This is a genomic window from Pseudomonas sp. FP818 (assembly GCF_030687335.1).
Lineage (GTDB): Bacteria > Pseudomonadota > Gammaproteobacteria > Pseudomonadales > Pseudomonadaceae > Aquipseudomonas > Aquipseudomonas shahriarae.
Map to the genome: position 1 here is coordinate 3,670,376 of NZ_CP117427.1, position 18,158 is coordinate 3,688,533.

An 18,158-nucleotide genomic window follows, 5' to 3' on the forward strand; every position below is an offset into this window, starting at 1 on the left:
ATTTTTTTCGCTTATACTTCGATTTATACGAAGTAACACTCTGCAACCGAGGCACCTGATGCTCAACTACCGACAACTGCATTACTTCTGGGTGGTCGCCAAGACCGGCAGCATCGTGCGTGCCTGCGAGCAACTGAACCTCACACCGCAGACCATCAGCGGGCAAATCAGCCTGCTGGAGCAGACATTTGGTATCGCACTGTTTCAACGAGTCGGCCGCCAGTTGGAACTGACCGAGGCCGGGCGCCAGGCCCTGCCCTATGCCGAGCAGATGTTCCAGACCGGCAGTGAATTGGAAGCGATGTTGCGCGCCCAGCCCAATGAACAACAGATTGTGTTTCGTGTCGGCGTGGCGGACGTGGTGCCCAAGTCCATCGTCTACCGCCTGATTGCGCCGACCATGGAGCTGAGCGAGCCGCTGCGCATCACCTGCCGCGAAGACAAACTGGAGCGGCTGTTGGCCGACCTGGCGATCCAGCGCCTGGACCTGGTGATCTCCGACAGCCCGATGCCGACCCACCTGGATATCAAGGGCTACAGCCAGAAGCTGGGGGAATGTGGCATCAGCTTCTTCGCCACCCAGGCGCTGGCGGACCTGCACGGCGGCGATTTCCCACAATGCCTGCACGGTGCGCCGCTGTTGATTCCAGGTGCAGAAACCGTGGTGCGCAGCCGTTTGCAGCGCTGGTTCGCCGAGCAGCAGATTCGTCCGAAGATTATCGGCGAGTTCGACGACAGCGCCTTGATGCAGGCGTTCGGCCAATCCGGCAGCGGGATTTTTATCGCCCCCAGCGTGATTGCCGAGGAAGTGCTACGCCAATACGGCGTGGCATTGATTGGCCAGACAGACGCGGTCACCGAGTCGTTCTATGCCATCTCGGTGGAGCGCAAGGTCAAGCACCCCGGCATCGTGGCGATTACCGAAGGTGCTCGCCGCGAGCTGTTTACCGCGCTTTAGGCGCAGGCGACCCGGGTCTTGGCGGTCATCAGCCACAGGGCCAGGAGAATCGACAGCAGGATAAACCCCGACGCGGCAAACCCCAGGCTGCCCAGGCCCATGGTGTCGATCACCCGCCCACCGACCATCGCGCCCAGGCCAATGCCCAGGTTGGCCCCGGCAATGTTCAAGGACGCAGCAAATGCCGGCGCATGGGGTGCGGCCTTCATCAACCGCACATGGCTGACCAAAAACAGCGCCGCCTGGGTCACGCCCCAGATCGCCATGGCCGCCGCCAGGCCGAGGGTGGAGTGGATCGCCGGTACCAGCGCCACCATGCCGGCGATCATAAAGCCGCAGAACACCATAGAAGCGATCAGCGGATGCTTGTCGACCATGCGCCCGCCCAGGGAGTTACCGATCAGGCCGACGGCGCCAAAGCCCATCAGGCACCAGCCCACCAGGGTGCCATCGAAGCCGGCCAGGCGCTCCAGAATATCGGCCAGGTAGGTGTAAGCGGTGAACATGCCGCTGAAGACCAGGATCGACAGCAACACATGGCCCTGCATCAACGGGCTGCGCAGGATCTTGAACTGCGAACGCAGGGTCACCGCGTCCTTTTTCACGGTGGTGGCCGGCAGGTAGATCAACAGCAGCAATGCCTTGAGCATCGCCACCCCGGCGAGGATGCCAAAGGCGCTGCGCCAGCCAAACGCATCGGAGATCAGGGTGCCCACCGGGATGCCGAAGACGGTAGCGCAGACAATCCCGAAACCGATCTTGGCAATCGCCCGGCCAGCGTAGTCCGGCCCGACGATGTCCACTGCCGTTTCACTGGCCAGGGCCCAAAACACCGGCAGCCCCAGAGCGGGAATCAGGCGGGCCACGGCCATCACCCAGATATTCGGCGCCAGGGCCGCCAGGGTATTGGCCGCGCCGAACATCAATAGAATGCTGATAAACAGACGCTTGCGCTCGAAACGCGCGAAATACGCGGTCAGAAACGGCCCGAACGCGGCCACGGTAAAGGCAAACAAAGTCACCAGCAGACCGGCCTGGGACACGCTCACATCCAGGTCGCGAGCGATGGAGGGTAATAGCCCGACAATCACAAATTCGGTGGTCAACACGGTAAAACCGGCTGCGGACAGCAGCAGGATGGGCAACAACATGCACAACTCCAGAAACGGCGACGCCAGCGTTAGCCTTGAGGCCCGCTGACAGAGATATAAGAAGAGGATGGCGAATCTTAACAGAATGTGACCGTGCCACACACGGACTTGGCGACTGAATGCCGCAGTAAACTGGATATTTCCTACAGCATGTTAGACTTCGCGCCCTGCATAGCGCTGTACACATTAAAAAAACTAGAGACACTCTTATGACTGCTGCTCCCTCTCTCTTTCAACGACTTATGCGCCTCAGCCTGGTCACCCAGATTGTCATCGGCCTGGCCGCTGGCATCTTACTGGCCCTGCTGTCGCCCAGTGCGGCCCTGTCCACCGCGTTTATCGGCAAGGTATTTGTCTCGGCGCTCAAGGCCGTGGCGCCAATCCTGGTGTTTGTGCTGGTGATGGCCTCGATTGCCAACCACAAGCATGGCCAGGAAACCCATATCCGGCCGATTCTGTTCCTGTACCTGCTGGGCACCTTTTCCGCTGCGGCGGTCGCGGTCATTGCCAGCACCCTCTTCCCCTCGAACCTGGTGCTCAGCACCCATGACGTGGCCGTCAGCGCCCCTGGCGGGATTGGCGAGGTAATGCAGGGCCTGGTGCTCAGCGTGGTGGACAACCCTATCAGCGCCCTGATGAACGCCAACTTCATCGGGATCCTGGCCTGGGCCATCGGCATGGGCATCGCGATCCGTCATGCCGGGGAAACCACCCGTACCGTGCTGGCCGACCTGTCCAACGGCGTCACGCTGATCGTGCGCGTGGTGATTCGCTTCGCCCCCCTGGGTATTTTCGGCCTGGTGGCCTCGACCCTGGCTGCTTCCGGCTTCGATGCCTTGCTGGGTTATGCGCACCTGTTGCTGGTGTTGATCGGCTGCATGCTGTTCGTGGCACTGGTGGTCAATCCAGCCATCGTGTTCTGGAAACTGCGCCGCAACCCGTACCCGCTGGTGCTGTTGTGCCTGCGTGAAAGTGGGATCACCGCCTTCTTCACCCGCAGTTCGGCGGCCAATATCCCGGTCAACCTGGCGTTGAGTGAGCGCCTGGGCCTGCATGAAGACACCTATTCGGTGTCGATCCCGTTGGGTGCGACCATCAATATGGCCGGCGCCGCGATCACCATTACCGTGCTGACCCTGGCGGCCGTGCACACCTTGGGCATCGCCGTCGACCTGCCGACCGCCGTGCTGCTCAGCGTGGTTGCGGCGGTCTGTGCGTGTGGCGCGTCGGGTGTGGCCGGGGGTTCGCTGTTGCTGATTCCACTGGCGTGCAGCCTGTTCGGCATTCCGAGTGAAATCGCCATGCAAGTGGTGGCCGTAGGCTTCATTATCGGGGTTTTGCAGGATTCGGCGGAAACCGCGCTGAACTCGTCTACCGACGTGTTGTTCACCGCTGCGGCGTGCCTGGGCCAGGAAGACAAGAACCCGGCCTGACACAACCCGGCAAGCAAGTGGGCGCTGGTTTGGGTGGAAGCTGGCTTGCCAGCTCCCATACAAGCCAGCTCCCACATTGGTTTTGCGGTGTGACTCGGGGCTTAGAACGCGCCCATGTAGTCACGCTTGCCCACTTCCACACCGTTATGACGCAGCAAGGCGTAGGCGGTGGTGACGTGGAAGAAGAACTGCGGCAGGCCGTAGGTCAGCAAGTAGGACTGGCCGCTGAAGCGTTTCTCTTTAGGCGTGCCCGGACGGGTGACGATCTCGATACCTTCCTTGCCGTCGATCTGTGCCGGGGTGATGGTGTCGATAAAGGCCAGGACCTTGGCGATCAGCGCTTGCAGGTCAGCGAAGGTAACTTCGGTATCTTCGTATTTCGGCACTTCGATCTCAGCCAGGCGCGCGGAAACGCCCTTGGCAAAATCCACGGCGATCTGTACCTGACGGACCAGCGGGAACATGTCCGGGAACAGACGCGCCTGCAGCAAGGCGTTAGGGTCGATGTTCTTGGCGGTGGCGTGGGCCTCGGCCTTGTTCAGCACATCGCTCAGGGCGTTGAGCATTTGCTTGAAGACCGGAAGTGAAGCGGCGTACAGGGAAATAGTCATGACAGTCTCGACAGTGGTGACAGGGTTTGAACAGCGGCGATTATAGACATGAGCGCTGCTTGTCTTTTATTTTTTCGGGATTAGGCTAGTGGGCTCACTGCATAGGGAAAGCGCGATGACCGCCGAGCACGACACCACCTCTTCCGAGCCGCGCCTGAACAGCACGGAAATCCGCGTTTTGGGCTGCCTGATCGAGAAACAGGCCACTAACCCGGAAACCTACCCGCTGACCCTCAACGCCCTGGTCCTGGCCTGCAACCAGAAAACCAGCCGGGAACCGGTGATGAACCTCAGCCAGGGCCAGGTTGGCCAGAGCCTGCGCGCCCTGGAGGGCCGTGGTTTTACCAAGCTGGTGATGGGCAGTCGCGCCGACCGCTGGGAACACCGCGTGGACAAGGCCCTGGAACTGGTGCCGGCACAGGTGATCCTTACCGGCCTGCTGTTCCTGCGCGGGCCGCAGACGGTCAACGAACTGCTGACCCGCAGCGGGCGCATGCATGATTTTGAAGATGCCGAGCAGGTGGTGCATCAGCTGGAACGCCTGATCGCCCGCGACCTGGCGGTACTGGTACCCAAGCAGGCCGGCCAGCGCGAAGACCGCTACACCCACTCCCTGGGTGACCCCGCGGATATCGAGGCGATCCTGGCCGCACGCGGTAGCCCGGTGGAGCGCAGCAGCGCCAGTGGGGTTTCCGTGGAGCGCATCGAGGAGCTGGAGGCGCGGATTGCGGCGCTGGAAGAGCGCCTGTCACGCCTCGAATAAACGTCCCCCCTTATGGGAGCGGACTTGTGTGGGAGCGGGCTTGCTGGCGAAAGCAGTGGGTCATTCAACACCAATGTTTGCTGGGCCGACGTCGTCGCGAGCAAGCCCGCTCCCACATTTGATCTTCGCTGCTTTGAGCATTGCGTTGCATTAGGGCTTGCCCGCTCCCACATGGGCCGGCGGTGTTTACTGCCGGGCGAAATCCACGGCCTTCTGGAACTGTTCGTCCGTCGGCCGGATGCCGGTGTACAGCACGAACTGCTCCAGGGCCTGGATCGCGATCACTTCCAGGCCGGTAATCACCCGCTTGCCCTGGGCCCTGCCCCGCACGATCAAGGGCGTTTCGGCGGGGATCGCCACCACATCGAACACGGTGTCTGCCGCATCAATTGCGTCGGCCTCGAAGGCCAGGTCCTGCGCCTGGGCGCCGCCAGTCATGCCGATCGGCGTCACGTTGACCAGCATCTGCGGGCGCGCTTCACCCAAGGTCGCCTGCCACTGATAGCCCAGGTTCTGCGCCAGGGCCCGACCCGCCGTTTCATTGCGCGCAACGATCACGCCATTGGCATAGCCACCATCCCGCAAGGCACTGGCCACGGCCTTGGCCATGCCGCCGCTGCCGTACAGGGCGAAGGTCGAGTCCTTGGGCACCGCGTGTTTTTGCAGCAGTTGCTCGATGGCGATGTAGTCGGTGTTGTAGGCCTTGAGGTGCCCGGCGGTGTTGACAATGGTGTTGATCGAGGCGATGGCGCGGGCCGATTCGTCGAGCTCATCGACCAGCTCGATGCAGGCTTCCTTGAACGGCATCGACACCCCACACCCACGAATCCCCAAGGCACGGATCCCGGCCACGGCGCCGTTCAAGTCCTGGCTGCTGAACGCTTTGTAGTAGAAGTTCAGCCCCAGCTGCTCATACAAATGGTTATGAAATCGCAGGCCGAAATTGCCCGGACGGGCCGACAGCGACATGCACAACTGGGTATCCTTGTTGGGGTTCATCAGCATCGGTAACGCCTCTTCGAAGTAAGCAAATCGGTACAGACCTTACACAACCTTTACCTAGTGGCCGTGCTGTTTTCCTGAAATACGTTGTCTTAAAAGTATCCCCGCGACAATCCTTGAGTCTATTGATTGCAGACCACAAGCGCAGGGGCCAACCGAGGAAAGACCATGATTCGTAAAATCCCCAGGATCGCTTTGCTGATCGGTGCACTTGCTGTAGCCGGCCAAGCCTCCGCCCATGGTGGCGGTTGGGGTGGCCCGGCCGTATTGGGTGCGGTTGTCGGCGCAGCCGTAGTTGGCTCTGTGATCGCCAGCCATGATCGACCGGTGTATGTGCAGCAGCAACCGGTGTATTACCAGCCACAGCCGGTGTATGCCGCCCCGCCACCGGTCTATTACCAGCCGGCGCCAGTGTACGTGCAGCAGCCGGTGTATTACCGCCGGGCGCCCGTATATTACGGGCCACCACGTGGCTACTACGGCCCGCCCCGCGGCTATTACGGGCGTGGCTGGTAAACCCAGCAGCAAAAGCCCCGCACACCCGGCGGGGCTTTTTTATGGGTGGCCTGGTCTGAATAAATCTCGCCAGGGTCGTTATGGGGACAACCCTGGCTGTTAATTCCGACATTATTAAGGCCAACGTGCACTTGCCCAATTGGGGGCCGCGCTGTCATGTTTGTGTCACACGGCACTCTCACTATCAAAACTGTCCCCCATAACAGGCCATAACAACAAGGACGCCCAGCATGCCCACACAAAATCCGCATCATACCGCCGGCCTCTGCACCTCGAGCAAGGTCTATAGCGCCTTGACCGAGCTCAAGCACCTGGAAGGCCATCGCAGCGCCAAGTTTCTTTCGCTGCTGGCAGAAAACCTGGTCCACAAGGGCCTGCTCAATGAACAGGAAGTGCTGCACATGCTGGACCAGGTGGTTGACTGAGACCCTGCCGGCGCAGCCTCGATGACAGTGATGTTGACTATCGAGCAAGGTGATTTTCCCTCGCCGCCGGGCCACCGTAAGGTGACCTCCATCAGCAATGGAGGTAGATATGCCCACTATCCAGATCATGTCCGTCGTCGGCAGTGCCGTCCCTGTCCCCCTTCGCGAGCTGGGTTTGCTCGCCTGTTGGTACCTGGTACGCGACGGTGAAGCCATCAGTGGCCCCCTGACCTCACTGCCCGCCGCCCAGGCCCTGTCACGCAAGATGGCGCACTGCTTCTCGGCTTAGGGCAATGGCAGGCGTACCCGGGGTTTGGTTTCGACAAACAGCCCCCAGCTGGAAATAAACAGCGCGGCAATCAACGGCCCGATCACAAAACCATTGAGGCCGAAGACCGACAGGCCGCCCAGCGTCGAGATCAGGATCAGGTAATCCGGCATCTTGGTGTCCTTGCCCACCAGGACCGGGCGCAGCACGTTGTCCACCAGGCCGATCACAAACACCCCGAACAGGGCCAGCACCACCCCTTGCCAGATTGAACCGCTGAGCAGGAAGTACGCGGCTACCGGCCCCCACACAATCCCGGCACCCACCGCCGGCAGCAATGACAGAAACGCCATCAGCACCGCCCAGAGCAACGCACTGGGAATATCCAGAAACCAGAAGATCAGGCCACCCAGTGCCCCCTGGGTCACCGCCACCAGCACATTGCCCTTGACGGTCGCCCGTACCACGCGGTTGAACTTCAGTTGCAGGCGACGCTTCTGTGGCTCGGCCAGCGGCACCGCCGTGCGTACTTTGCGCACCAGTTCGGGGCCGTCGCGCAGCAGGAAGAACAGCAGGTAGAGCATGATGAAAAAGCTCACCAGGAAATCAAAGGTGCCTTGACCAAAGCTGAATGCCTGGCTGGCAAAGAACTGGCTGCCCTGCATCGCGCCCTTGACGATTTTCTCGCGCAGGCCTTCCAGGTTGCCCATGCCGAAGCGATCCAGCAGGTGCTGGAAGTACGGCGGCAGGAAGTTCTTGAATTGCTCGATGTAGCCCGCCACATCCAATTTGCCGCTTTCGACGTTCTTGTACAGCGTCGCCCCCTCCTGCACCAGCAAGGCGCTGGTGATGATCACCGGCAAGATCGCGATCACTAGGCACACCATCAGGGTACACAGCGACGTGAGGTTGCGGTTCCAGCCAAACTTGAGCTGCAGGCGCCGCTGCATAGGCGCAAAGATGATCCCGAGGATAACCGCCCAGAACACCGCGCCGTAGAACGGCAACAGGATCCAGAAAAACGCGAGGGGTCACCAGGACCAGCAGCAATAGCAGGGTTTTGAATTGCAGATTCGTTTGGTTCATGTCCGATCCGTGCCAGAAAAACGTCGGGCGCCCAGCGCGCCCTGTTGCTTAGTCCACCGCGCATCCGGCGAGTGCCATCTTTATTTCTACAGCGTAGACCCAGATCAATAACCGCCAGGCCCGGCTCGGCTACCCTGCCGCCCTTTTGCGATCTGAATCCCATGCTCCCTGTCCTCGCTCCCGAATTGCTCGCCCCTGCCGGCACCCTGAAAAACATGCGCTACGCCTTTGCCTACGGCGCCGATGCGGTCTACGCCGGCCAGCCGCGCTACAGCTTGCGGGTGCGTAATAACGAGTTCGATCACGCCAACCTGGCCCTGGGCATCGCCGAGGCGCAGGCCCAGGGCAAGCGCTTTTATGTAGTGGTCAATATCGCGCCGCACAATGCCAAGCTGAAAACCTTCCTCAAGGACCTGGAACCGGTGATCGCCATGGGCCCGGACGCGCTGATCATGTCCGATCCGGGCTTGATCATGCTGGTGCGCCGGCACTTCCCGCAGATGCCGATCCATCTGTCGGTGCAGGCCAACACGGTGAACTGGGCCAGTGTCGAGTTCTGGCAGCAGCAAGGCATCTGCCGGATCATCCTGTCGCGGGAGCTGTCCCTGGAAGAAATCGCCGAAATCCGCCAGCACGTGCCGGCCATGGAGCTGGAAGTGTTTGTGCATGGCGCGCTGTGCATGGCCTACTCCGGGCGTTGCCTGTTGTCCGGCTACATGAACAAGCGCGATGCCAACCAGGGCACCTGCACCAATGCCTGCCGCTGGAAATACCAGGCCACACCCGCGGCCGAAAACACCGTGGGCGATATCGTCCAGCAGTATCAGCCCGAGCCGACCCTGGGCCTTGGCGCGCCCACCGACCAGGTGTTCCTGCTGCAGGAGGCCAACCGCCCGGATGAGCAGATGCCGGCCTTCGAGGACGAACACGGCACCTACATCATGAACGCCAAGGACCTGCGGGCGGTGCAGCATGTCGAGCGCCTGACGCAGATGGGCGTGCATTCGTTGAAAATCGAAGGCCGCACCAAGTCCCACTTTTATGTGGCGCGCACCACCCAGGTGTACCGCCAGGCCATTGATGATGCGGTGGCCGGTCGTGCGTTCGACCGGGGCTTGATGACCAACCTTGAGTCCCTGGCCCAGCGTGGCTACACCGAAGGTTTCCTGCGCCGCCACGTGCATGACGAATACCAGAACTACCAGAACGGCAGCTCCGTCTCGGAACAACAGCAGTTTGTCGGGGAATTGACCGGCGAACGGCGCGGGGAGCTGGCCGAAGTCAAGGTGAAGAACCGCTTTGCCGTGGGCAATCACCTGGAACTGATGACCCCGGCGGGGAACTTCCATTTTGACCTGGGGATGATGCATAACGCCAAGGGTGAGGCGATTGAGGTGGCGCCGGGGGATGGGCACACGGTGTATGTGCCGGTGCCGTTGGACATGGATATCGGGTTTGGGTTGTTGATGCGGGATGTGTAGCGGCTGTTAGGGCCCCATCGCAGGCAAGCCAGCTCCCACATTTGACTGCATTCACAGTTCAACATGTGGGAGCTGGCTTGCCTGCGATGAGGCCAGAACCAGCACCGCAATTGCCAGATCAGATCCTGAACTGCCCCACCAGCTCCCACATTTTGACCATGTTCACCGATCAAGTGTGGGAGCTGGCTTGCCTGCGATGAGGCCAGATCAAGCACCGCAATTGCCAGATCAGATCCCGAACTACCCCAGCAACCGCCACATTTTGACCATGTTCACCGATCAAGTGTGGGAGCTGGCTTGCCTGCGATGAGGCCAGAACCTGCACCGCAATTGCCAGATCAGATCCTGAACTACCCCAGCAACCGCCACATTTTGACCATGTTCACCGATCAAGTGTGGGAGCTGGCTTGCCTGCGATGAGGCCAGATCAAGCACCGCAATTGCCAGATCAGATCCTGAACTGCCCCACCAACTCCCACATTTTGACCATGTTCACCGATCAAGTGTGGGAGCTGGCTTGCCTGCGATGAGGCCAGAACCAGCACCGCAATTGCCAGATCAGATCCTGAACTGCCCCACCAACTGCCCCAACCGCTGCCCCAGTTCCGCCAGGCTGCGGGAGGTCTGTGCGCCCTGCTGGGTCTCGTCCGCCACGCTGTCCACCGCCACGGCAATCTGATGCACGCTGCGGTTGATCTCTTCGGCCACGGCGGTTTGCTCTTCTGCAGCACTGGCGATCTGCGCGTTCATCGTGTTGATGGTCCCGATCAGTTGCGCCATGGTATCGAGGGACGCCCCGGCTTCATTGGCCTGGGCCGAGGTGCCGTCGCCGGCATCGCTGGAGCGGCGCATGGATTCCACGGCCGCCTCGGTGCCCTTTTGCAGGCGGTCGATCATGCCCTGGATTTCCTGGGTGCTCTGCTGGGTGCGGCTGGCCAGTGCGCGGACTTCATCGGCCACCACCGCAAAGCCACGCCCGGCTTCACCGGCACGGGCGGCTTCAATGGCGGCGTTGAGGGCCAGCAGGTTGGTCTGCTCGGCAATCGAGCGGATCACCCCGAGCACGCTGACAATCGACGACACGTCCTGTTGCAGGCTATCCAGGGACACGCCACTGCTGCGGATGTCATTCACCAACGCATGAATCTGCGCGATGCTGCCATCCACCACGCGCTTGGCGGCCTGGCCTTCGGCGTCGGTCTGCTGCGCCGCCACGGCCGCGCCCTGGGCACTGCGGGCCACTTCATGGGCGGCAGACGACATTTCATTGATCGCCGTCGCCACCTGGTCGGTTTCCTGGCGCTGGCGTTCCATGGCCTGTTCCGAACGATGGGCCTGCTCGGACACCTGGCTGACCAGCCCGGTCAGTTGCGAGGTCATGTCAGTGATCTGGCGTACCAGGCCGTGGATCTTGTCGACAAACCGGTTGAACGAGCCGGCCAGTTCACCCAACTCGTCCTGGCTGGTGATTGCCAGGCGCCGGGTCAGGTCGCCCTCACCGGCGGCGATATCGTCGAGGTTGGCTTTCATCAGGTGCAAGGGGCGCAGGATGGTATTGGCCAGCAGCATGCCCGCTGCAGCGATCAGCAACAGCAGGATTACGGCGATGCCGACAATGCTCAACAACACCCCTTCCATGCGCTCGTTGACCTTGGCTTCGACTTCGCTGACCAGGGCCTCGATACCGTCGAGGTTGACCGAAGTACCGATCACCATGTCCCACTTGGGCAGGTACTCGGTGTAGCCGAGCTTGGGCACCAGTTCGGTTTGCCCCGGCTGGGTCGAGCTGTATTGCAGGTAGTGGGTGCCGTCCTTGCCGACCCTGACCAGGTCGCGGTTGACGTAGACGCCGTTGGGGTCACGGTTGTCCTTGAAGCTTTTGCCCACGCCGTCGGGGCTGTTGCCCTTGAACAGGCGGATGGTTTCGGAGTCGTAGCCGAAGAAATAGCCGTCCTTGCCGTAGGTTGTGTTGGACAACAGCTTGACCACCTGCGCCCGCGCCTCTGTATCGCCGGGGGCTGCGGCGTCGTACAGCGGCTTGATGGTGGTCATCGCCACTTCGACATAACTTTGCAGGGTGGCCTTGGCGTTGTTGAGCAGGCGCTGGCGGGTTTCGGCCACCTCGGTGCGCGCCTGTTCCTTGAGGATCCACACGGTGGTCAGGCTGATGACCACGGCAAACAACAACACCGGCAGTACGGCGAGGGACAGGACTTTGGCCTTCAGACTCAGACGCATGGATCTTCTCTCTTGTAGGGCAACGTTAGGAGGTTAACGGCCCTAAAGGAGAAAACTGTAGGAATCTGCTTGTTACAGGGTCATCGCGGCAAACCAGCCAAATACCAGCAACGGCAGGTTGTAGTGCAGGAAGGTCGGGACCACGGTGTCCCAGATATGGTGGTGCTGGCCGTCGATGTTCAAACCCGAGGTCGGCCCCAGGGTGGAGTCGGACGCCGGCGAACCGGCATCGCCCAGGGCCCCGGCGGTGCCGACGATGCAGACAATGGCCAGCGGGCTGAACCCCAGTTGCACACACAGCGGCACAAAAATCGCCGCAAGGATCGGCACGGTGGAAAACGACGAACCGATGCCCATGGTCACCAGCAGGCCCACCAGCAACATCAACAGCGCACCCACGCCACGGCTGTGGCCAATAAAATCGGCCGAGTCCTGCACCAGCGTCTGTACCTGGCCGGTGGCCTTGAGCACTTCGGCAAACCCCGACGCCGCGATCATGATGAAGCCGATCATCGCCATCATTTTCATGCCTTCGGTGAACAGATCATCGGTGTCGCGCCAGCGCACGATGCCCGATACCGAGAAGATCAGGAAACCCGCCAGGGCACCGATGATCATCGAGTCCAGCCACAACTGGATAATAAAGGCCGAGGCAATGGCCAGCCCGGCGACCAGCAGGGTCAGCGGGTTGTACTGCACCGCCACTTGCTCGACCCGCTCGATCTTCTGCTGGTCGTAGATGCGCTTTTTGCGGTAACTGATAAACACCGCCACCAACAGGCCGAACACCATGCCCAGCGCCGGAATACCCATGGCATGGGTAACGTTGACCTGGCTGATATCCACCCCGCTCTTGGCGACATTGGCCAGCAGGATCTGGTTGAGGAAGATATTGCCGAAGCCCACCGGCAGGAACATGTACGGGGTGATCAGGCCGAAGGTCATGACGCAGGCGATCAGGCGCCGGTCAATCTGCAACTTGGTCAGCACATACAGCAGCGGCGGTACCAGCAGCGGGATAAAGGCGATATGGATCGGCAGGATGTTCTGCGAGGCAATCGCCACCGCTCCCAGCAGGCAGATCAGCAGCCATTTGACAGAACTGCCGCCAGTGGTGTCCTGGCGGCCCACCAGCAGCAGGGCCTTGTCCGCCAGGGCATGGGCCAGGCCGGACTTGGCAATCGCCACCGCGAAAGCACCGAGCAATGCGTAAGACAACGCCACCGTGGCACCGCCGCCCAAGCCGCTGTTGAACGCGCTGAGCGTCGCGTCGATCCCCAGGCCACCGGTCAAACCGCCGACCAGGGCACCCACGATGATCGCGATGACCACATGCACGCGGGACAGGCTGAGCACGAGCATGGTACCGACCGCGGCGATTACTGCGTTAATCATGGTTACCTCAAGACAGAAATATAAACACAACACGTGCCGGCGCCCCGGCCAGATGTCGACCACGGCACACGCAGAAAGGGAGTTTTATTAGAGGCCGCGCACTTTGCAGCAGCCGGCGCGCCATGTCAAAGAACGACGTCGCGAATAGATTCAATTGAACGTATGAATAAAGAAAAACAACCGGCGGCCGATAGCGTGGATTATCTCTGTCGCAACGAAAGGTTAAGGATCTCCATGTCGCTCAGGCAGCTGTCCATTCAATGGAAAATCACCCTCCTCGCCGGCCTTTGTCTGTTGGGCATCGTGACCCTGCTGGTGGGTCTTTCGCTGTATCGGATGGACCAGAGTTCGCAACGGGTCCAGACCTCCAGCACACAGATGCTTAATGTTGCCGCCCAATCGCGCATCGAAGCCCAGGGTGAAGTGCAGGCGCTGGGCATCCGCCAGCAATTTATGGACGCCTACCAATATGGCCATGGCTTTTCGCGCCAGGTGCTGTTTTTGCGCGAACAGGCCGAAAAACGCTTCCTCGATGCCTTCGACCTGCGTGAAGACCTGACCCGCCAGGTCAAGGCCGCCCTGCAAGCCAACCCGGACCTGTTGGGCCTGTCCCTGGTCTTTGAGGCCAATGCCCTGGATGGCAAGGATGAGCTGTTCGCCGGCCAAGCGGAGCTGGGCAGCAATGAAAAGGGACGCTTTGCCCTGTACTGGTCGCAGCCGACACCCGGCACCCTGACCTCGATGGCGCTGCCGGAAAGCGATATGTCCGACACCAGCGTCGGCCCCAGCGGCGAGAAGGCCAACACCTGGTTCACCTGCCCACGCTCCACCCTCAAGCCGTGTGTGATCGAGCCGTACTTCTATGTGATCGACGGGCACAACGTCTTGCTGACCAGCATCGTGTTCCCGCTCATGGCCAATGGCAAAGTCATCGCCTCGCTGTCGGTGGACATCAACCTCAACAGCCTGCAGGCAGTCAGCCAGAATGCCAGCCGCGAGCTGTATGACGGCCAGACCAACGTCAGCATCATCAGCCCAGTGGGTTTGCTGGCCGGCTACAGCCCGGATGCGAGCAAGCTCAGCCAGCGCCTGGACAGTGTGGATACCGCCAGCGGCGCACAACTGATCAGCGCCATGGCCGGCAGCACCCAGACCTACAGCCTGCGTACCGACCATCAACTCAAGGTGCTGGCACCGTTCCAGCCCATTCCCAATGGCAAGTCCTGGGGCGTGTTGCTGGATGTGCCGGAAAAAGTCCTGATCGGCCCCGCCGAAACCCTCAAGGCCGAGCTGGATGCCGACAACACCAAAGGCACCCTGCTGGAACTTGGCCTGGGCCTGCTCGCCGCCATCGTCGGTTTGCTACTGGTGTGGCTGATGGCCCGCAGTGTCACCCGGCCGATCCTCGGCGTGGCCCATATGCTGGAGGATATCGCCAGCGGCGAAGGCGACCTGACCCGGCGCCTGGCCTACGACAAGCGCGACGAGCTGGGCGAACTGGCCAGTTGGTTCAACCGCTTCCTCGACAAACTGCAACCGATCATTGCCGAGGTCAAACGCTCGGTGCAGGACGCGCGCAGCACCGCCGACCAATCAGCGGCAATCGCCAGCCAGACCAGTGCCGGCATGGAGCAGCAGTACCGCCAGGTGGATCAGGTGGCCACCGCCTCCCACGAAATGAGCGCCACCGCCCAGGACGTCGCCCGCAGCGCCGCGCAGGCGGCACACGCTGCACGGGATGCCGACCAGGCCACCCGCGAAGGCCTGACGGTGATCGACCGCACCACCACCAGCATCGGCCACCTGGCTGCCGACATGAGCACGGCGATGGCCCAGGTCGAAGGTCTGGCAGCCAATAGCGAGCAGATCGGTTCAGTGCTGGAAGTGATCCGCGCGATTGCCGAACAAACCAACCTGCTGGCCCTCAACGCCGCCATCGAAGCCGCCCGTGCCGGTGAAGCCGGGCGTGGTTTTGCGGTGGTGGCGGACGAGGTGCGCAACCTCGCACGGCGCACTCAGGAGTCGGTGGAAGAAACCCGCCAGGTGATCGAACAGTTGCAAAACGGCACCCAGGAAGTGGTGAGCTCCATGAGCAACAGCCATCGCCAGGCCCAGGGCAGTGTCGAACAGGTCGGCCAGGCCGTCACGGCATTGCGCCAGATCGGCGATGCGGTGACGGTGATCAGCGACATGAACCTGCAGATCGCCAGCGCCGCCGAGCAGCAAAGCGCGGTGGCCGAGGAGATCAACAGCAACGTGGCGACGATTCGTGATGTGACCGAGTCGCTGTCGGAACAAGCCAATGAATCGGCGCGGGTCAGCCAGACGCTCAATAGCCTGGCCAATCAGCAACAGGGGTTGATGGACCAGTTCCGGGTCTGATCGCGGTTAAAAGGTGCGGGGCCGGGGGCTGGACGCAACCTCCAGCTCACACCCCCACAGCTCTACCGCCGGCTGGCTCGCCTGGGGCGGGCCGAGCCAGGCACTCAGCCACTGGCACTGCTGGTTGAAACACAGTTGATAATCCCCGGCCTCGGGGGTGCGGCCCAGGCGCAGGGGCTGCAAGGGTGGCAACTGACGCTGGTAATGCCAACTGCCCTCACGCAGTTCGGCGCCGTGCGGGATCTCCATACCGGCCCCGGAACCCTTGACCCGCGCCTCGCCCAACACCAGGCCCTCAGGCGTTACACGGTAATCCTCTTCCCAGCGCACTTTCTCAATCGTATGCGTCCAGGCCAGGGTGACCACAGGCGTAGGCACTTGTGCCCATACCGCGCCCGCCAAGCCCAGACACAGACCGATCACGCAGTGGCCGCCTGGGCACGATGGGCCCGCCAGCAGTGCTGTGCGATCAACAGCCCCACCATGACGAAGCCGATTTCATCACTTAACGGCGTCGCCAGAATCAGGCTACCACCGGCGAAGAAGCCCAGCAGGCGCTCCCACCAACTCAGCCTGGCTTGCAAGTAGCCGGTAAATACCGCGCCCCAGATACCAATGGCCAGCAACGCTTTGGCCACCACATACAGTGTGGCCAGCAGGCTATCGCCCTGCAGCATCAGCGCCGGCTCGTACACCGCCATAAACGGCACAACGAACCCCGCCACCGCGATGCGTACCGCCCAAAAGCTGATCTTCAGGCCGCTCTCCCTGGCAATCGGTGCCGCCGCGAAACAGGCCAATGCCACCGGCGGTGTGAGGTCGGCCATGATGCCGAAATAGAACACGAACATATGCGAGACAATCAGCGGTACGCCGAGGTCCAGCAGTGCCGGTGCAGCGATCGAACTGGTGATGATGTAGTTGGGAATGGTCGGGATCCCCATGCCCAGCACCAGGCAAGTGAGCATGGTGAGCACCAGCGACAGGAACAGGCTGTCCTGGCCAATGGCAAGGATGTAACCGGCAAAGGTGGACGCCACCCCGGTCAGCGACACGACACCGATAATCACCCCCACCAGGGCGCAGGCAATCCCCACCGGTACCGCGTGCCGTGCGCCCTCTACCAGCGCATGCAGGCAGATGGTCAGGGTGTCGCGGCCGCCTTTGATAAACCAGCACACCGCCACCAGCAGCGCCACCACCCCGAACACCATGCCGATACCGAGCCGGAAGAAGCCCGCGCAAAGCAGACCCAGGACGATCCAGAAGACAAAACGCATCACCTTGGACGAGACCCGCAGGATGATCGCCGAGCCGAGAATCACAATGGACGTCAGGGCCAGGCCGACCATGCCGGAGAACAGCGGCGTGCGCCCGGAGAACAGCAGGTAGATCAGCACAAACAGCGGAATCAACAGATACCAGCGCTGCTTCACCGCGGCCCAGGGGTTCGGGCATTCGTCCTTGGGCAGGCCACGCAGGTTGGAGCGCTTGGCTTCCAGGTGAACCATCCAGAATACCGAGCCGAAGTACAGCATGGCCGGAATCAACGCGGCCTTGGCCACCTCGAAGAACGGCACGTTGATCGTCTCGGCCATGATAAAGGCCACTGCGCCCATGATCGGCGGCATGATCTGGCTGCCCATCGACGAGGTCGCTTCCACGCCACCGGCAAACGCCGACTTGTAGCCGAAGCGCTTCATCAACGGGATGGTGAATTGGCCGGTGGTGACCACGTTGGCCACCCCCGAACCGGTGATGGTGCCCATCAGCGCCGACGACACCACGGAAACCTTGGCCGGGCCACCGAGTTTGTGGCCGAACAGGCCCATGGCGAAATCGGTGAACAGCTTGATCATTCCGGCCTGTTCAAGGAACGCACCGAACAGGATAAACAGGAAGATGTACGTGGCCGATACATAGGTCGGCGTGCCATACAGCCCCTCGGTGCCAAAGGCCAGTTGGTTGACGATCTGGTCGATGGCATAGCCGCGGTGCATCAGATCGCCCGGCAGGTACTGGCCGAACAGGCCGTAGGCCAGGAACAGCGCACAGATCAACGGCAGGGCAATCCCCATCACCCGCCGCGCCGCCTCAAACACCAGCACAATCAGCACCAGACCGATGACCATATCGCTATCGGTCAGGTCGCCAGAGCGTTGAATCAAGTCGGCTTCGAAATACCACTGGTAGAACGCCGTGGCCATTCCGGCCAGCCCCAGCAGCCAGGCCATCGGCTGCCAGGGCTGAGCATTGCCACGCGCCGGGAAACACAGAAACACCACCAGCAACAGAAAGCCCACATGCACGGCCCGCAGAATCTGGCTGGAGACCGGATGAAAGGCCGCGGTAATGATTTGGAAGACGGAAAACAACAGCGCGACGTAGAACAGCGCTCGCGGCCAATCCCTGGGACTGGCGGCAAGGCCTTGATCGTGCTCACTCATGC

Annotated in this window: 15 protein-coding genes and 3 pseudogenes; 9 read left to right on the forward strand and 9 right to left on the reverse strand. The window is 61.5% G+C overall.

The features are described from left to right. Window positions 1–58: 58 nt before the first annotated feature. Entirely contained in the window at window positions 59–958 is a 900-nt protein-coding gene (nhaR, locus tag PSH80_RS16345) for a transcriptional activator NhaR (RefSeq protein WP_057959107.1), read from the forward strand. On the opposite strand, the gene PSH80_RS16350 is transcribed toward nhaR, so the two are convergent. Continuing rightward, window positions 955–2,109 (reverse strand): MFS transporter, encoded by a 1,155-nt coding sequence (locus PSH80_RS16350; RefSeq protein WP_057439459.1) that lies wholly within the window; start codon window positions 2,107–2,109, stop codon window positions 955–957. The genes nhaR and PSH80_RS16350 overlap by 4 nt on opposite strands. A gap of 209 nt (window positions 2,110–2,318) precedes the next feature. On the opposite strand from PSH80_RS16350, the gene sstT reads away from it, so the two are divergent. Continuing rightward, window positions 2,319–3,542: a serine/threonine transporter SstT gene (gene sstT, locus PSH80_RS16355; protein ID WP_057959106.1), complete on the forward strand. Its 1,224-nt coding sequence runs from the start codon at window positions 2,319–2,321 to the stop codon at window positions 3,540–3,542. A 101-nt stretch (window positions 3,543–3,643) separates the two neighbouring features. Here sstT and PSH80_RS16360 read toward each other — a convergent pair whose 3' ends face one another. Continuing rightward, window positions 3,644–4,153 (reverse strand): DUF1993 family protein, encoded by a 510-nt coding sequence (locus tag PSH80_RS16360; protein ID WP_057439460.1) that lies wholly within the window; start codon window positions 4,151–4,153, stop codon window positions 3,644–3,646. 115 nt (window positions 4,154–4,268) lie between these two features. Between PSH80_RS16360 and PSH80_RS16365 the strand changes: the two genes are divergently transcribed. Further along, window positions 4,269–4,916, forward strand: coding sequence for a YceH family protein (locus PSH80_RS16365; RefSeq protein ID WP_057439461.1), 648 nt, complete (start codon window positions 4,269–4,271; stop codon window positions 4,914–4,916). 186 nt (window positions 4,917–5,102) lie between these two features. On the opposite strand, the gene PSH80_RS16370 is transcribed toward PSH80_RS16365, so the two are convergent. Continuing rightward, a complete protein-coding gene (locus PSH80_RS16370; protein WP_057959105.1) occupies window positions 5,103–5,921 on the reverse strand; it encodes a shikimate 5-dehydrogenase in 819 nt (272 codons plus the stop codon). Window positions 5,922–6,086: 165 nt separating this feature from the next. Here PSH80_RS16370 and PSH80_RS16375 point away from each other — a divergent pair, with 165 nt between their 5' ends. The 3 genes from PSH80_RS16375 to PSH80_RS16385 all read left to right on the forward strand — a co-directional run bounded on the left by PSH80_RS16375 (window position 6,087) and on the right by PSH80_RS16385 (window position 7,148). After that, window positions 6,087–6,434 carry a hypothetical protein gene (locus PSH80_RS16375; protein WP_057439463.1) on the forward strand — a complete coding sequence of 116 codons (348 nt, stop codon included), beginning with the start codon at window positions 6,087–6,089 and terminating at the stop codon, window positions 6,432–6,434. A gap of 230 nt (window positions 6,435–6,664) precedes the next feature. Next, a complete protein-coding gene (locus tag PSH80_RS16380; protein WP_057959104.1) occupies window positions 6,665–6,859 on the forward strand; it encodes a hypothetical protein in 195 nt (64 codons plus the stop codon). A 109-nt stretch (window positions 6,860–6,968) separates the two neighbouring features. After that, a complete protein-coding gene (locus tag PSH80_RS16385; RefSeq protein WP_057959103.1) occupies window positions 6,969–7,148 on the forward strand; it encodes a hypothetical protein in 180 nt (59 codons plus the stop codon). Here the strand turns inward: PSH80_RS16385 and PSH80_RS16390 are convergent. Next, window positions 7,145–8,213, reverse strand: a pseudogene (locus PSH80_RS16390) (AI-2E family transporter). The gene PSH80_RS16385 and the pseudogene PSH80_RS16390 overlap by 4 nt on opposite strands. 161 nt (window positions 8,214–8,374) lie before the next feature. Between PSH80_RS16390 and yegQ the strand changes: the two are divergent. Further along, the gene (gene yegQ, locus PSH80_RS16395) at window positions 8,375–9,694 is read left to right on the forward strand and encodes a tRNA 5-hydroxyuridine modification protein YegQ (RefSeq protein WP_057959101.1); all 1,320 of its coding nucleotides are present in this window, start codon (window positions 8,375–8,377) and stop codon (window positions 9,692–9,694) included. 558 nt (window positions 9,695–10,252) lie between these two features. Here yegQ and PSH80_RS27410 read toward each other — a convergent pair. The 3 genes and pseudogenes from PSH80_RS27410 to PSH80_RS16405 form a co-directional block, all read right to left on the reverse strand. Next, window positions 10,253–11,074 (reverse strand): methyl-accepting chemotaxis protein, encoded by an 822-nt coding sequence (locus PSH80_RS27410; RefSeq protein WP_370693742.1) that lies wholly within the window; start codon window positions 11,072–11,074, stop codon window positions 10,253–10,255. A gap of 84 nt (window positions 11,075–11,158) precedes the next feature. Next, window positions 11,159–11,932 (reverse strand): annotated as a pseudogene (locus PSH80_RS27415) (cache domain-containing protein); the annotation flags it as partial. A 72-nt stretch (window positions 11,933–12,004) separates the two neighbouring features. After that, the gene (locus tag PSH80_RS16405) at window positions 12,005–13,324 is read right to left on the reverse strand and encodes a Na+/H+ antiporter family protein (protein WP_169990072.1); all 1,320 of its coding nucleotides are present in this window, start codon (window positions 13,322–13,324) and stop codon (window positions 12,005–12,007) included. 1,422 nt (window positions 13,325–14,746) lie between these two features. On the opposite strand from PSH80_RS16405, the pseudogene PSH80_RS27420 reads away from it, so the two are divergent. Both PSH80_RS27420 and PSH80_RS27425 read left to right on the forward strand, forming a co-directional pair. Then, window positions 14,747–14,803: pseudogene (locus PSH80_RS27420) on the forward strand (hypothetical protein); the annotation flags it as partial. A gap of 201 nt (window positions 14,804–15,004) precedes the next feature. Next, on the forward strand, window positions 15,005–15,709 hold the full coding sequence (locus PSH80_RS27425; RefSeq protein ID WP_370693743.1) for a methyl-accepting chemotaxis protein: 705 nt from the start codon (window positions 15,005–15,007) through the stop codon (window positions 15,707–15,709). Between the two features lie 6 nt (window positions 15,710–15,715). On the opposite strand, the gene PSH80_RS16415 is transcribed toward PSH80_RS27425, so the two are convergent. Further along, window positions 15,716–16,132 (reverse strand): DUF1850 domain-containing protein, encoded by a 417-nt coding sequence (locus tag PSH80_RS16415; protein ID WP_120733552.1) that lies wholly within the window; start codon window positions 16,130–16,132, stop codon window positions 15,716–15,718. Continuing rightward, window positions 16,129–18,156: a TRAP transporter permease gene (locus PSH80_RS16420; RefSeq protein WP_057959093.1), complete on the reverse strand. Its 2,028-nt coding sequence runs from the start codon at window positions 18,154–18,156 to the stop codon at window positions 16,129–16,131. Before PSH80_RS16420 ends, PSH80_RS16415 begins: the two co-directional genes overlap by 4 nt. Window positions 18,157–18,158 lie beyond the last annotated feature (2 nt).

Bases quoted from the DNA above. Each gene is read 5' to 3' on its own strand.
- nhaR (WP_057959107.1), top strand. From the start codon at position 59: ATGCTCAACTACCGACAACTGCATTACTTCTGGGTGGTCGCCAAGACC.
- PSH80_RS16365 (WP_057439461.1), top strand. From the start codon at position 4,269: ATGACCGCCGAGCACGACACCACCTCTTCCGAGCCGCGCCTGAACAGC.
- PSH80_RS27425 (WP_370693743.1), top strand. From the start codon at position 15,005: ATGAGCGCCACCGCCCAGGACGTCGCCCGCAGCGCCGCGCAGGCGGCA.
- PSH80_RS16370 (WP_057959105.1), bottom strand. From the start codon at position 5,921: ATGCTGATGAACCCCAACAAGGATACCCAGTTGTGCATGTCGCTGTCG.
- sstT (WP_057959106.1), top strand. From the start codon at position 2,319: ATGACTGCTGCTCCCTCTCTCTTTCAACGACTTATGCGCCTCAGCCTG.
- PSH80_RS16350 (WP_057439459.1), bottom strand. From the start codon at position 2,109: ATGTTGTTGCCCATCCTGCTGCTGTCCGCAGCCGGTTTTACCGTGTTG.
- yegQ (WP_057959101.1), top strand. From the start codon at position 8,375: ATGCTCCCTGTCCTCGCTCCCGAATTGCTCGCCCCTGCCGGCACCCTG.
- PSH80_RS16385 (WP_057959103.1), top strand. From the start codon at position 6,969: ATGCCCACTATCCAGATCATGTCCGTCGTCGGCAGTGCCGTCCCTGTC.
- PSH80_RS16375 (WP_057439463.1), top strand. From the start codon at position 6,087: ATGATTCGTAAAATCCCCAGGATCGCTTTGCTGATCGGTGCACTTGCT.
- PSH80_RS16420 (WP_057959093.1), bottom strand. From the start codon at position 18,156: ATGAGTGAGCACGATCAAGGCCTTGCCGCCAGTCCCAGGGATTGGCCG.
- PSH80_RS16360 (WP_057439460.1), bottom strand. From the start codon at position 4,153: ATGACTATTTCCCTGTACGCCGCTTCACTTCCGGTCTTCAAGCAAATG.
- PSH80_RS16380 (WP_057959104.1), top strand. From the start codon at position 6,665: ATGCCCACACAAAATCCGCATCATACCGCCGGCCTCTGCACCTCGAGC.
- PSH80_RS27410 (WP_370693742.1), bottom strand. From the start codon at position 11,074: ATGACCTCGCAACTGACCGGGCTGGTCAGCCAGGTGTCCGAGCAGGCC.